This window comes from Acinetobacter sp. YH16052, assembly GCF_013417155.1.
Lineage (GTDB): Bacteria > Pseudomonadota > Gammaproteobacteria > Pseudomonadales > Moraxellaceae > Acinetobacter.
Window position 1 is genome coordinate 1 of the sequence record NZ_VPEO01000017.1, and the last position, 12,984, is coordinate 12,984.

Annotated in this window: 14 protein-coding genes and 3 tRNA genes; 5 read left to right on the forward strand and 12 right to left on the reverse strand. The window is 41.8% G+C overall.

Going from position 1 to position 12,984, the window contains the following annotated elements:
• Positions 1–122 precede the first annotated feature (122 nt).
• Positions 123–245, reverse strand: a complete 123-nt coding sequence (locus tag FTV42_RS17585) for a hypothetical protein (protein WP_257223445.1) — start codon at positions 243–245, stop codon at positions 123–125.
• A gap of 433 nt (positions 246–678) precedes the next feature.
• Between FTV42_RS17585 and FTV42_RS11720 the strand changes: the two genes are divergently transcribed.
• Positions 679–882 carry a hypothetical protein gene (locus FTV42_RS11720; RefSeq protein ID WP_004280022.1) on the forward strand — a complete coding sequence of 68 codons (204 nt, stop codon included), beginning with the start codon at positions 679–681 and terminating at the stop codon, positions 880–882.
• 152 nt (positions 883–1,034) lie between these two features.
• On the opposite strand, the gene FTV42_RS11725 is transcribed toward FTV42_RS11720, so the two are convergent.
• The 5 genes from FTV42_RS11725 to FTV42_RS11745 all read right to left on the reverse strand — a co-directional run bounded on the left by FTV42_RS11725 (position 1,035) and on the right by FTV42_RS11745 (position 3,779).
• Positions 1,035–1,119: transfer RNA gene (locus tag FTV42_RS11725), tRNA-Leu, on the reverse strand.
• Positions 1,120–1,158: 39 nt separating this feature from the next.
• Positions 1,159–1,232 (reverse strand) — tRNA-Trp (locus tag FTV42_RS11730).
• Positions 1,233–1,267: 35 nt separating this feature from the next.
• Positions 1,268–1,352: transfer RNA gene (locus FTV42_RS11735), tRNA-Leu, on the reverse strand.
• A 107-nt stretch (positions 1,353–1,459) separates the two neighbouring features.
• Positions 1,460–2,281 (reverse strand): protein kinase, encoded by an 822-nt coding sequence (locus FTV42_RS11740; protein ID WP_180038876.1) that lies wholly within the window; start codon positions 2,279–2,281, stop codon positions 1,460–1,462.
• Positions 2,268–3,779, reverse strand: coding sequence for a DUF3336 domain-containing protein (locus FTV42_RS11745; protein ID WP_180038877.1), 1,512 nt, complete (start codon positions 3,777–3,779; stop codon positions 2,268–2,270). Before FTV42_RS11745 ends, FTV42_RS11740 begins: the two co-directional genes overlap by 14 nt.
• 188 nt (positions 3,780–3,967) lie before the next feature.
• Between FTV42_RS11745 and FTV42_RS11750 the strand changes: the two genes are divergently transcribed.
• Both FTV42_RS11750 and FTV42_RS11755 read left to right on the forward strand, forming a co-directional pair.
• Positions 3,968–4,840, forward strand: coding sequence for an ATP-binding protein (locus FTV42_RS11750; RefSeq protein WP_180038878.1), 873 nt, complete (start codon positions 3,968–3,970; stop codon positions 4,838–4,840).
• Entirely contained in the window at positions 4,830–5,243 is a 414-nt protein-coding gene (locus FTV42_RS11755; protein ID WP_180038879.1) for a DUF6176 family protein, read from the forward strand. The genes FTV42_RS11750 and FTV42_RS11755 overlap by 11 nt, the downstream gene beginning before the upstream one ends.
• A 101-nt stretch (positions 5,244–5,344) precedes the next feature.
• On the opposite strand, the gene FTV42_RS11760 is transcribed toward FTV42_RS11755, so the two are convergent.
• The 3 genes from FTV42_RS11760 to tsaD all read right to left on the reverse strand — a co-directional run bounded on the left by FTV42_RS11760 (position 5,345) and on the right by tsaD (position 9,060).
• Entirely contained in the window at positions 5,345–6,391 is a 1,047-nt protein-coding gene (locus FTV42_RS11760) for a hypothetical protein (RefSeq protein WP_180038880.1), read from the reverse strand.
• Between the two features lie 488 nt (positions 6,392–6,879).
• On the reverse strand, positions 6,880–7,839 hold the full coding sequence (locus tag FTV42_RS11765) for a sensor domain-containing diguanylate cyclase (protein WP_180038881.1): 960 nt from the start codon (positions 7,837–7,839) through the stop codon (positions 6,880–6,882).
• 204 nt (positions 7,840–8,043) lie between these two features.
• Positions 8,044–9,060 (reverse strand): tRNA (adenosine(37)-N6)-threonylcarbamoyltransferase complex transferase subunit TsaD, encoded by a 1,017-nt coding sequence (gene tsaD / locus FTV42_RS11770; RefSeq protein WP_004280030.1) that lies wholly within the window; start codon positions 9,058–9,060, stop codon positions 8,044–8,046.
• Between the two features lie 147 nt (positions 9,061–9,207).
• Here tsaD and rpsU point away from each other — a divergent pair, with 147 nt between their 5' ends.
• Complete coding sequence (gene rpsU, locus FTV42_RS11775) at positions 9,208–9,423, forward strand: 30S ribosomal protein S21 (protein ID WP_001136722.1); 216 nt, start codon at positions 9,208–9,210, stop codon at positions 9,421–9,423.
• Positions 9,424–9,456: 33 nt separating this feature from the next.
• A complete protein-coding gene (locus FTV42_RS11780; protein ID WP_004280076.1) occupies positions 9,457–9,903 on the forward strand; it encodes a GatB/YqeY domain-containing protein in 447 nt (148 codons plus the stop codon).
• Between the two features lie 69 nt (positions 9,904–9,972).
• Here FTV42_RS11780 and FTV42_RS11785 read toward each other — a convergent pair whose 3' ends face one another.
• The 3 genes from FTV42_RS11785 to FTV42_RS11795 form a co-directional block, all read right to left on the reverse strand.
• Positions 9,973–10,332 carry a hypothetical protein gene (locus FTV42_RS11785; protein ID WP_005107293.1) on the reverse strand — a complete coding sequence of 120 codons (360 nt, stop codon included), beginning with the start codon at positions 10,330–10,332 and terminating at the stop codon, positions 9,973–9,975.
• Between the two features lie 107 nt (positions 10,333–10,439).
• Positions 10,440–11,882 carry a M48 family metalloprotease gene (locus FTV42_RS11790; protein WP_218946990.1) on the reverse strand — a complete coding sequence of 481 codons (1,443 nt, stop codon included), beginning with the start codon at positions 11,880–11,882 and terminating at the stop codon, positions 10,440–10,442.
• Between the two features lie 116 nt (positions 11,883–11,998).
• Positions 11,999–12,964: a D-glycerate dehydrogenase gene (locus FTV42_RS11795; protein ID WP_180038882.1), complete on the reverse strand. Its 966-nt coding sequence runs from the start codon at positions 12,962–12,964 to the stop codon at positions 11,999–12,001.
• Positions 12,965–12,984: the final 20 nt, after the last annotated feature.

Sequence of the window (12,984 nt, forward strand, 5' to 3'; positions counted from 1 at the left end):
ATTCATGCACGTGTAGCAGTCCTCAACAGATTTACGGAATTAGGTCGACCACTTACCCAAGTTACGCCTTAAATTTGGCTCAATTAGGGGCGCTTTGCATTTCAAATCTTTGTGCAACAAAGTCACTGAATACTAAAGCTCAACCAGTCTTCATGTCCCAACATTACAGCAACCGGATCAAGTCCCTGCTGCTGCATTAATTCAATTTGCTGATTCACATAGTCTTCAATGGTTAATTCAGTCATGGTGCGGGTATTCAGTTTGAGAATTACATTTCAGACAGTATAAAGCATGCAAATCGAGCTGAAGATCAGAAAACCAGCAGCCGGTATTCTTTTAATAAATAAGTCGATTGGATTTTAATTTTCTCATTCTAGATCTGAAATTTTCTATTTCATACGATTGATAAAATTAGGAAATAACCTGTTTCCCTAATAAGCTATTGAATTAGAAAATTAATTATCCAAATTTATAGCTTATAAAAACTTAATATTTAGTTACAACCTATTCAATATGATAAAAATCATTTACTTAACGCTTAAATTGATTTTTTCTTAATCAACCAATGTTCACTATATACGCAAATTGATTTAAATTAATTTAAATAAAGGCATTTGCCCTTTAAAAGATAATTTTTCACCCTTATTTAAGATTTAACAATGATGAAGGAGTGATCTCGTGAAAAAAGTGGTTAAAGCGAAAAATTTGATTGCATTTCGACTATGGTTAGAAAAATTGGGATATTCGGTACGCACCCTGGCGGATGATCGTGGTTTCAGTTTCAGTTTCAAGAAAGAATATGGTCTCGTGACCTGTGATCTGGCAGGTAATGCCCTGGCACTACAACTAGGCGAGGAATTTGAAGATCATTTAAAAGCCTGATTGCTTCTATTTAAGAACAGTAAAATAAATTAATCTTTCCACTGATTCAACAGCGCTATTCTCCAGTTATTCAGCCCATTTCGATGGGCTTTTCTTTGTTCAGTAAATTTCAGGCAATAAAAAAGCAAGGCATTTGCCTTGCTTTAATATGATGGTGGGGACGGAGAGACTCGAACTCTCACACCTCGCGGCGCTGGAACCTAAATCCAGTGCGTCTACCAATTTCGCCACGTCCCCATCAGGGTACCAACTTAGCGTTGGATTTCTTTCAAACTTTGGCAGAGGATCAAGGATTCGAACCTTGACGAACGGTTTTGGAGACCGTCATGCTACCATTACACCAATCCTCTACTTCCACCCAATATCCAGTTACTCAAATATTGATTGGTGGGGACGGAGAGACTCGAACTCTCACACCTCGCGGCGCTGGAACCTAAATCCAGTGCGTCTACCAATTTCGCCACGTCCCCAATGGCTGTGTATATTATAGAGATCATTTCCAGCTGACAAGCCGTTTATCATAAAAAAACACTCGTTTGATTAAATAAGAAACAATTCAAGTTTTATTGTATTTTTCTCATTCAATTTCAGTCATTAAGTAGTCTTTCGCAGCTTGAAAATCGGCCAATCTATGCTGCTTCTGCTTACTTAACATTTCTTCTAATAAGCCTTGAAAAGCCTGTAAGTGCTGCGGTAACTCAACTTTCAGACGCTGACAATGCAAAAAGGCCCAATCCAGATAATCTGTCGCCTGTAAACGCTGACCACTCAACCACTCATAAAAAATAACACCCAAAGCATAAACTTCACTTTGTAAGCTTTTAGCTTGGCCTTGAAACAGTTCAGGTGCCATATAACGCGGTGTCGCATTCAGTTCATGCAGGCCATTCTGATGGAGTGTTTGGACATGCTCAAAATCAAGCAGGCAGACCCTGCCCTGATTATTTACAAAATGCTCCTGCTTTAAATCGGCATGTAAATAGCCCAACTCTTGCAGGCAGATTAAAGGCTCCACGGCTTGCAGCAAATGTTGCCGAATTTGCGTGATGGATTGCTGATGCGGCATGATCTGAAAATACGCCGGCGCATCGACCAGAATTAAGGCCTGCTCAAATTGTTCATGATTGATCTTGAAAGGCTGTTGAATAATTTGATGTGGAAGGAAAAAATTTAGATCACCTGAGCTGGCATGAGCCTGATAAAAATCCAGCTCATGTTGCCAGCCTAGTTCAGCATGTGGAGATGATTGTAAGCTATCAGTTCTATGCGATATCTGGGATTTTAACCAGAGCGCATGCCCTCCGGCATAATAAAGACGCCGACCAAAACCCAGACTACGGGCTTTGGTTCGTAGTTCAAAATCAGAAATATCGAGATGATCTAAATTAAGTCGTGGCAATGTATTCAGGTATTGGATTAAGTGTATGCTGATAATTTAGCAGCTCCAGACAATGCTGAATAGTTTTCCCGACCCGTTCCTGAGTCTCAATGAGGGAAATTTTCGGCCATGTGGCACGCTCGCCTTCACGCTGTAAAATTTTAAACAGATACGGCCGCGGATTTTGCAACATATAGCTATAGTGGCGCAGGCTATATTTACCTACAATATTCACATCACCATAATAACGCTGATCCACCACACCATAGCCATGATCCAGCAGACGGCGTACAGGAGGCAAGCTTCCGGCATGCTCTCTGGCAAAATCCATCATTCCTTTGGTAATCACCGCGCCTTGACGGCGAACAATCCGTTGTGGCCAGCTCAAAGTACCTTTACGGAAACGTGAAATATCATCCTGCATAAATGGCACGATATGCGGGTTGGTCTGACTGGCAATGGTATAATTGATATTATACAGGCGCGCCATTTTTTCCTGTGGGAAATCACTGCGCACACTGCCATCTACCCAGCGAGTTGAACCCATATAAGGCGTATATTGACCATCATAGCGCTTACTGGTCAAACGAACCGGTGGAAACAGAACCGGCACCGCACAAGACGCCAGTACCGCACTCCAGACCAGCAAATCCGGAGAAGTATAGGCATTTAAAATGCGTGCATCCTGTCCAGCATCATAAGGTGCAACCGCAATATTGATATGCAGACCTGAGGTTTTGAGTGCTTCTTCGAAGGTCAGATCACCCAGATTTTCGACCAGAAATTTTTTTAGATATTTTACATCCGCCAGACCACCATTACCTTTCATCAATTCACTCATGGTGCGAAAATGAAAAGCCTCATGAAAGAAATTATGGCCTTTCAAAATATCAATATATTGCGAAGGTTTGGATACACCTAACATGGCGGTCATGATGGCGCCCGCACTAGAACCCGACATGACTTTTGGCAATAAATCCTGCTCCATTAAGGCCTTGCATACGCCCGTATGAAACAGACCTAAAGTTGAACCACCAGAAAACATCAAGGCCGGTTGTCCATAAGCACGCTGACAATGCTGAAAATACTCTAATTTTTCTTCAATACTTAGGCAAGTACAGTCTATTGAAGCAATATAGGCTAAGCTCTGGCTGACTTCTTCGACATAATCTTCAATAATTTTTTTGGTGCCGACGTAAGCTTCAGTGAACAACAGAGGATGGGCAATGTTGGCAATATCGTAGCTCAGGCCTTCGCGCAAAATATACATCAGGTCACGGGTGCGCTTTTGTTGTCGATAGCGTCGTAATTTACCCAGACGATGTGCGATCACTTCTGCATCAAAGTAGGGTGAACTGTTATCAAATTTCCATTCCTGTGCACCTGATTCTTCATCTATTTTCAGGGCAATATATTTCCATTCCTCATAGGACTCAGCCTGTTGCAGCTGCTGCTTGAGCTTTTTAATACGATAGGCCTGATGTGGATTAATATCCTGAGTAAAATCTTTAAACAGCATCTGCCTTTTCCCTATATTTATTCTTGATACACCTCGTACCCAGAGCCAGAAAATGTGTACAAATTTTCTATCCTCTACAATAACGAAAATTCTCTACTTTAAGCAAATTATCATACTTTTCTGGCTTTGACTGTGAATTTTGCAATGGTACTATCTTAGCCATAATTTTAAATCTGTAATGTTAAATCATGGCGAAAATTGAGTTACCTGACCATATTTTAAATGCCCTTTCGACTGTTCTGCAGCAACTTCAGCAAAGTCTGCCCGAACTAAAACAAATTCCTGATTTTTCTGCTCATGCCTATAAATGGCAACAGGGTGAACTCAAACCTATTCATCAGCTTAGACAGATGGAACTGGCCGATTTAAAAGGGATTGAGCGACAAAAAGAAAAAGTCATCCAGAACACGTTGCAGTTTTTAAACGGCTTACCTGCCAATGATGTCTTACTGACCGGTTCACGCGGTACGGGTAAATCCTCCATTGTTCGTGCCCTACTCACCGAGTATGCAGATCAAGGGTTACGATTAATTGAAATCGAACGGGATGATTTATCCGATCTGCCTCAAATTCAGCAACTCATTGCAGAGCGTCCAGAGAAGTTTATTGTCTACTGTGATGATCTGGCCTTTAATGCCGAAGATGAAAATTATCGCAGTTTAAAGAGTGTTCTGGATGGTTCTTTACAGTCCGGTTCCAGCAATTTTGTGATTTATGCGACCAGTAACCGTCGTCATTTATTACCCGAATTCATGCATGAAAATACGCCCGTTACCCGAGTTGATGTGCCGCAATATACTGAATTACATCCTCAGGAAGCGATTGAAGAAAAAATTTCACTGTCTGACCGCTTTGGTTTATGGCTGTCTTTCTATCCAATGGATCAGAACCTGTATTTGGAAATTGTCGAACATTACCTCAAAAAGGCAGGCATGGAACTCACGCCAGAAACCCGTGCTGAAGCCCTACGCTGGTGTCAGGCACGCGGTCAACGTTCAGGACGTGCTGCCTATCAGTTTTCCAAGCACTGGATTGGTTCAACCCAACTAAATGCCTCTTAACAACTTAAAAGCGACCGGCTCAGGTCGCTTTTTTCATATAAATCATTTATATAATGATGATACTCAAAAGAAAATTAAAATTATGGATGTCGGCGCAGTTCTCATTCAACTTAAGCCCTTACACATGCAGCAAGTTCATGACTGGCAGCGTACTTTGAAAGCACGTCAAGACGAAGTAATTGAAACGCTTAAGGCTGAACAGGTTCATGTCGAGTCCTGGTTTTATCTGCAACTTCATGGTCAGGACTATTTGATTGCATATATGCGCGCCGACAATATTCAAAAAGCGCAAAATATTGCAAAACTCAGTACTTTCCCAATTGACCAAATGCATAAACAGTTTAAAACTTCATGGCAAGCGGTTTATCCCGCCGAATTGTTATTGGATGCTACAGTTACCTGATTTATTAGCACGGCTATTCAAAATAGTTTTGTAATAAAGACTTCTCCCCAATCAATAATAAAAAAAGCCCTGGAAATACAGGGCTTTTTTGACATCTCGAATTATTGTTTATCCCCGATAATGGTAGACCATAGCAGGTCATCAATTTCACTGCCATTGAAATAAACAGTAGCCTTCAATGATTCAGGCTGGTTCTGTTTGACCTCAATTACCTGATCATCGCTGTCCTTAATTCTAAGCACGCCCTCTTTTGGCAAATGCTTATAGTTATTTAATACGGTTTCATCCATTTTAAATGGTGTCGTGGTATTAAAATCAAAACTGTAACGATAATCTGCCAGATCAGGCTGACCGATAATCGTACCACGACTGGTTAAGGTACGAATCCCATTACTGCCACTGCCATAATCATCGACCAAGCTGTAATTATAATTACGCACCTGCAGATATTCTTTGCTCTTTGTATCAAACGCGATTCCAGAAGTACCTGCCTGACCGGTCTCGGCGATACGCTGGAATTCCAACTGATCGATTTGATAAGATTCGGATTGCCCCATGTTATTTTTGGTTTTACGATGCACAATTGTGCCAGAAATCAGGTAGTCGTCCTTGAGATTAAAATCTACATTTGAACCATAACGGACATTGCTAAAGCTTAAAGTCGTCGTGTCACCATTCACCGTCTGAGTAATGTTTGAGCCTTTACGGTAAGTTTTATCCAGAATAATACAGTTATCTTTATCTGTTTTTAATTTCAGGGTTTTGACCGAACCAGTGGTATTGACTTCCGAACAGATCAGATTTGGATATTTAATACTATTGATGCCCAAATTATAAATTTTGATAATACGTGCAGTACGCCCATAAGGATAATCTGCGAATACTTCTCCAATCATGTGACCTAGAGCAACATTATAGTCGGTATCATTACTGGTATTTCCGGAAATTTTATCGCGAATTTTCTTTACAATATCCTGATCTTCAAACGGGACAAACTCCTCTGAAAGCTCAGGGGAAATACTTTCCTTAGGAACATTTGGAGGTGTAGTGACAGTAGGACTATCTGAGCTACTTCCCCCACCACCGCCACAGGCACTCATTAAACCCGAAATAAGAGCAAGTCCAAAGATAGAAATCTGCTTTTTCATAAAATTTATTCCCTAAAATTTCTTTGCATTTTTATTTGGTGATCACTAAAGATTGGCCTTCTCGAAACTGAACAGCTCAAATGCTATTTCTGCCGGTAATGTTTTTTCTTGGCAGCCAGCTTTATCCTTCGATAGCGCTTTATCTTTAAACAAAGAATTTTTTGGTTCTGTAATTTTAATGTATATTTCAAACAACAATTATCCTAAGAAATGAATTGCTTATTTGAATCTTGTTCCTTACCAGAGTCACTTTTCAACACACTTAAAGCGCATTTAATTAGATCGATTAACTTTGCAACAAAGCTTATAAAATTTGTAATGGTTAAGTTAAAGATGGATTGAATTTTCTTTTTATGGAGAATCATGTTCAACTTTTATACAGAGTCATGAAAGAGAATATTGAAAGATAGGATGACTTTAGAGCATATAAAATGATCATTTTCATGATATGAAATACTTAATTATTTACAGAAGATTTAAAGCGTCGATTATTTTAGATTGGTCACGGATTCACTGAATTTTTTCCGACGCTTATATTCAAACATGTTCTGATCCGCTTGTGCGAGCGCTGCAAATAAGCCCTGACTCGGATGACGCATCGCCATACCAATCGCTGCGCCAATGTTTGCTGCTGCAAAGGCATTAATTAAACGATCCACTAAACTTTCAGTACCCGTTTCATCATTTTCCACGCTAAGAATCACAAACTCATCGCCACCCAAACGGGCAACAATATCATTAATTCGTACGTTATCTCGCAATACTTGAGCCGCATTTTGAATCAGCTTGTCACCCTCATCATGCCCCAAACTATCATTCACCTTTTTTAGGTCATTCAGGTCAATAAATAATACAGCGGCGGGATGACCATATTGCTTACAACGCTCTTCTTCTGCTCGCAGCAGTTTTTCCCAGGCACGGCGATTATAGAGCCCGGTCAATTCATCTTTACTGGCTTCTTCCTGCAATAATTCATGCTGTCTTATCTGCTCACTCTGACGTAATTCTGCCTGCAAGATCGAACTGAGCAATTGTCCCAACAACTCGACCAGTTGCATATCTTGCACAATAGCTTCCGATTTGGTTTCTGGATCAATCGCACAGAGCGTTCCAAACAAACTACCATCTTCTTTAAGGAGTGGCTGACCAATATAAGATTTTATACAGACCTGCTGATTAATCGGCGCTGTGGCATATAAAGGAATTTCTTCAGAGCGAGGTGCAATTCTCGGGGCCTTACCTGCGACCATATGAGAACAAAAAGAATCAGCCCACTGAAACACTTGGCCGGGTCGTATATCATAACCATGGTCTTCACTTTGCAGCACAATCCAGTCTTGGCCTTCTACCCGGGTAATCATCCATAAATCAAAGCCAAAATGCTGATGCAGAAACTTTAATACTGCCTCTCCAGCATCCTGAAAACTTTTGAAATTTATATTTTCCATTCGAGATTGCCTCTGCTGCAAACCTGTAAAAATATGCATGATATCAACTTAAGCTATTAAACTATTTTTCCAGTTTCAATAGAATATAAGAGTTCTAAATACAGCTATAAAACTATATATTTACAACATACCGTTGCTATAAGTTTTCATTTAAAAATTCACAATAAAAAAGAGGCCTAAGCCTCTTTTCTTCAAGCCTGAAATCTATGCCTCAGTCGGATTAGTCAGTTCCGTCATTGGCCAGCGTGGTGTGGTGGTCACCGCCAAGCCATCATGCTGCCCTGCTTTTAAACGCTGATAGCCCGCAAAAGCAATCATTGCACCATTGTCTGTACAGAGTGCAGGTTCAGCATAATAAACAGATGCACGGATCTTGGCTAAATCTGCTTCTAAACGCTCACGTAAACGCTTATTGGCACTGACACCGCCCGCAATCACCAGACGTTTAAGCCCCGTTTGCTTCAATGCTTTCACCGACTTTTTCACCAGAGTATCGACAATGGCTTCCTGAAAACTGGCAGCGATGTCGGCATCGCGGTTTTCATCACCCAGTTTTTTCATCTGTACAGAAACTGCGGTTTTTAGACCACTGAATGAGAATTCCAGACCTTGATGCAGCATTGGGCGTGGGAATGCAAATGCATTTGGATCGCCCTGTTCCGCCAATTTAGAGATATTCGGACCGCCCGGATATGGCAAGCCCATCATTTTCGCGACTTTATCAAAGGCTTCGCCTGCCGCATCATCAATGGATTCACCGAGCAATTCATACTGGCCAATGCCATAAGCAGCCATGAGCTGAGAATGTCCACCCGATACCAATAATGCAACAAATGGAAACTCAGGCGGAGTTTCTGACAACAAAGGTGCCAGCATATGACCTTCCATATGATGCACACCAATTGCGGGTTTATTCAGCGCAAAGGCCAAAGTACGACCAAACAATGCACCGGTCATGAGTGCGCCCATCAGACCCGGGCCACGGGTATATGCGACTGCATCAATTTCTGATTTTTTCACGCCGCTCTGTTCAAGCAGCTCATTGATGAGTGGAATCAGTTTACGCACATGATCACGTGACGCCAGCTCTGGAACTACACCGCCATATTCTGCATGCAGTTTAATCTGGCTATAAAGCACCTGTCCGCGCAAACCCAACTCGCTGTCATACAGCGCAAGTCCTGTTTCATCACACGACGTTTCCAAGCCTAAAACGATCATTAAACTGCCTATAACCTGTATCAATTCTATTGCAGCAACTATTATAGACTTGTGGTATGAGATGTAAATGAGTAAAATACTGACCTTCACTTGTGATTGAGGGCAATTCAGCCCGAGATCTTACCCTAACTGATATGAGGATTCTTCATGCCACAAGTTAAATTGAAAGAAGGCGAACCAGTAGACGTAGCTATCCGTCGTTTCAAACGTTCATGCGAAAAAGCGGGTGTTCTTGCTGACGTACGTAAGCGTGAATTCTACGAGAAACCAACTCAAGAACGTAAGCGCAAAAAAGCTGCTGCTGTTAAACGCTACCAAAAGAAATTGGCGCGTGAATCAGTACGTACGACTCGCCTTTACTAAGATTAATTTGTGATTGATTGCCTGGAATAAATAATGACGACTTTAAAAGACCAAATCACGGATGTTTTGAAAGCAACAATGCGTGCCAAAGAAATGTCCAAGCTGACGGTCATTCGTAGTCTACAGGCAGCAATTAAGCAAATCGAAGTCGATGAGCGCAAAGAACTTGACGACGCTCAGGTTCTTGCGGTCATTGAAAAACAAATTAAACAACGTAAAGAATCGGTTAAAGCCTTTGCAGGCGCTGGCCGAGATGATTTAGCTAGTAAGGAACAAGCCGAAATTGAGATTTTGTCTCAGTTTCTACCAGAAGCTATGACTGAGGAAGAACTTGATTCCATGATTGCGCAAGCTATTGCAGCGCAACAAGCTACTAGCATGAAAGATATGGGTAAGGTGATGAATTCTCTGCGTCCGCTCATAGCCGGGCGCGCCGATCCTGCACAAGTTTCCGCCAAAATCAAAGCGCAACTTGCTTAATCCATACTCTCTAGTATTCTCTCTTTAACGTTGAACTGCCTTTAATCAAAGACAGTTCCTGACGTATTCTCATTGCAAATTACAATCGACCTGATAACGCTTAAGTAATTGCATCTCTTTCGACGATTTCACTTCTACAATTACATCCCGTTTACTCATATTTTGAAACTGACGATCCAGATAAGGACGATTCTGGTCAGCGGCCTGATATAAACGATCAACATAACGTCCTACAATTCCACAAAATTTTGCATTCTGCTCAGGACTAAATCCCTGTTGCTGCGGATTTAAACCACTTAAAAACTGACGCGATTCCTTTTTATAATCCGCATTAATTCGTTCTATTGCTTCTACATATTCAACTGCACTCGCAGCAAAAACCCCATAACTCCACCCCAGTAGACACACGCCCAATAGTATTTTTTTCATATTATGCTTCAGTTTGATTCACGCTGATCTTTCAAAAAGATTGTAGCCTGATTGAATATATTCTTGCTATATCATCCTGATACAAAAACTTAAAACCCAGTTCAGCTTTAAATCTTATATTGATGTGCCTGCTGCATCTGCTTCAGACGCTGGCGAATGGTGGACGATAAAGATTGATTATTCTTTACGCTACGCTGTGCATGTAATAATGATTTGATGGCAGTTTCTTCATATCCCGACCAGTATTCTACTTCTGCACGATAGCGCAGCACATTAGCAGCCTTAATCGGCGAATCTGGCTCTGCATTGGCAGCCAGTTGCATTAGTCGCCAGCCACTGACATCCCGTGAATTGGCATTTAGAAATCGCTGCACTAAAACTTTTGCTTTATCGGGTTGCTTGGCGCGAATCAGCACTTCTGCATATTTATAATTGAGCGCTCGATTTTCCGGCATGATCCGCGCTGCTGACGCTACACTTTCCAAAGCTGCATCAAGCTGGTTCTGAGCTAAATAAATATCAGTCTGGAATAAAACCTGTAAAGGATGCATCTGGTTATGCTTTTTTGCTCGATCTAAAGTGGCCTGCGCGGCCTGGAAATCACTTTGCTGTATTCGATAGGCAGTTAAGGCAAGCTGGCCTGCAAAATTATTTTGCCGGTCCATCAGGATAAGCTGCTCTGCATTGGTCTGACCAGACAATACCCTGCTATACCACTTGATAATGTCAAAGTCTTGGTCATTGAGACTGCGTTTCACCGCAGGAAGCTGGTTGGCACGTAAACGTGCTTCACTCATACGCTCGGTGGTCAGCGGATGAGTAAACCAGAAATCCGGCAGAAAGCTTAAGCGGCTGGTCGAGCGATGCATGACCTCAAAGAAATCTGCCATACTATGCGGGTTATAACCGGAACGATACATATATTGCATACCAATCCGGTCTGCCTCACGCTCCTGATTACGGCTATAGGTAAGCTGTTTATCCAGAAGTGCTGCCTGTGAACCCATCATGACCGCTGTGCCGACATCGCCATCTGCCTGAGAAGCGACCAAAGCACCGACGAGAATTCCGGCTAGCGCCAGTAAACCTTGCCCTTTAAATACATCCTGAGAGCGACTGTAATGACGTTGTGTGACATGTGCAATTTCATGCGCCATCACTCCTGCCACTTCATCCATGTTTCGGGCTGAATTAATCAGACCAGCATTAAGTGCAAAGAGGCCACCCGGTACGGCGAAAGCATTAATTTGGGGATCATTAATGACCAGCAAACCGATCGGCTGTTGCAATTGAGTCTGACTCAGGATATGAGAAAATACTGAAAGCAACTGATCTTCAAGCCATGGATTTTGCAGGACCGGCATTTGTTTATGCACTTCACGATAGACTTTTTCACCGATCATTTTTTCTTTTTGTTGATCGAGTAAGCCGACGCCTGTACCAATATCAGGCACAGAAAATTGTACATTTACTTGATTAAAATCATGGTTAGAGCCGTGCCCTGCTACCATATACAGACTTAAGCCACACGCCAGCGCCAATCGTTTCAATGAAAAATCTCTAATCCTGCCGATCTAATTTATCTTGAATATAGCATTGAACAATGAGCAGAGACGCAAGAAAATGTTATTTTTTAATACCATTGAAACGACGAATCAGATGCATTTTAAAACTCTGGATTGACCACATAACGGGGCAATCGTCCTTCTAAAGCATCGACCAGATTCTGATAAGCCAGTTCTGCCATTTTTTTACGGGTTGCTGCAGTGGCCGAACCCACATGTGGCAATGTAACCACATTGTCCAACTGGAATAATTCCGATTCTTTTAATGGCTCTTTCTGATACACATCCAGACCGGCAGCAAAAATCTGCTTGGCTTTTAAAGCTTCAACTAATGCCTGTTCATCAATGACCGAGCCACGTGAAATATTGACCAATACCGCATGAGGTTGCATTTTCGTCAATTCCGCTGCTGCAATCAGGGCTTTGGAATCCGTATTCAAATCTACTGCAACGACCACAAAGTCAGAACGCTGTAACAGCTCATCAAGCTGGCAATATTGCGCATTCAACCCTTGAGCGAGTTCTGGTTTTTCCCGGCGATTATGATACAGAATATTCATATTAAAACCGTAAAAACCACGACGTGCGATTGCAGCTCCAATATGACCGAGACCAATAATTCCGAGGGTTTTTCCAAAAATATCCATACCAAATTGTGCTTCGCCCACGGTACGCTGCCATTGTCCCTGCTTGGTCCATTGATCCAGGTAAGCCACTTTGCGTGCTGCTGACATCAGTAAAGTGAAAGCCAGGTCAGCAGTGGTTTCAGTCAGTACATGCGGCGTATGACTGAGATAAATTTTCTTTTCATTTAAATAATCCAGTTCATAGTTGTCATAACCGACACTGACACTGGAGATAATTTTTAACCGGGTGGCACTGGCCAGATTACCGCGATTCAACAAGCGCCCTGCGCCAATCATGCCATCAGCATCCTGAACCTGCTGCAAAAGCTGTTGATTCACATCGCCTAGCTTCGGTTGTATATAACTAACCTGATAATTTTGTTCCAGCTTGTTTTGAATATCAGTATCAATTTGACTAAATACAACCACTTTTTGTTTCATCTATTTTTATTCCACAGCAA

Excerpts from the sequence above, each read along its gene's own strand:
- FTV42_RS17585 (WP_257223445.1), bottom strand. The coding sequence starts at position 245 with ATGACTGAATTAACCATTGAAGACTATGTGAATCAGCAAATTGAATTA.
- FTV42_RS11745 (WP_180038877.1), bottom strand. The coding sequence starts at position 3,779 with ATGCTGTTTAAAGATTTTACTCAGGATATTAATCCACATCAGGCCTAT.
- FTV42_RS11750 (WP_180038878.1), top strand. The coding sequence starts at position 3,968 with ATGGCGAAAATTGAGTTACCTGACCATATTTTAAATGCCCTTTCGACT.
- FTV42_RS11755 (WP_180038879.1), top strand. The coding sequence starts at position 4,830 with ATGCCTCTTAACAACTTAAAAGCGACCGGCTCAGGTCGCTTTTTTCAT.
- FTV42_RS11760 (WP_180038880.1), bottom strand. The coding sequence starts at position 6,391 with ATGAAAAAGCAGATTTCTATCTTTGGACTTGCTCTTATTTCGGGTTTA.
- FTV42_RS11765 (WP_180038881.1), bottom strand. The coding sequence starts at position 7,839 with ATGGAAAATATAAATTTCAAAAGTTTTCAGGATGCTGGAGAGGCAGTA.
- tsaD (WP_004280030.1), bottom strand. The coding sequence starts at position 9,060 with ATGATCGTTTTAGGCTTGGAAACGTCGTGTGATGAAACAGGACTTGCG.
- rpsU (WP_001136722.1), top strand. The coding sequence starts at position 9,208 with ATGCCACAAGTTAAATTGAAAGAAGGCGAACCAGTAGACGTAGCTATC.
- FTV42_RS11780 (WP_004280076.1), top strand. The coding sequence starts at position 9,457 with ATGACGACTTTAAAAGACCAAATCACGGATGTTTTGAAAGCAACAATG.
- FTV42_RS11785 (WP_005107293.1), bottom strand. The coding sequence starts at position 10,332 with ATGAAAAAAATACTATTGGGCGTGTGTCTACTGGGGTGGAGTTATGGG.
- FTV42_RS11795 (WP_180038882.1), bottom strand. The coding sequence starts at position 12,964 with ATGAAACAAAAAGTGGTTGTATTTAGTCAAATTGATACTGATATTCAA.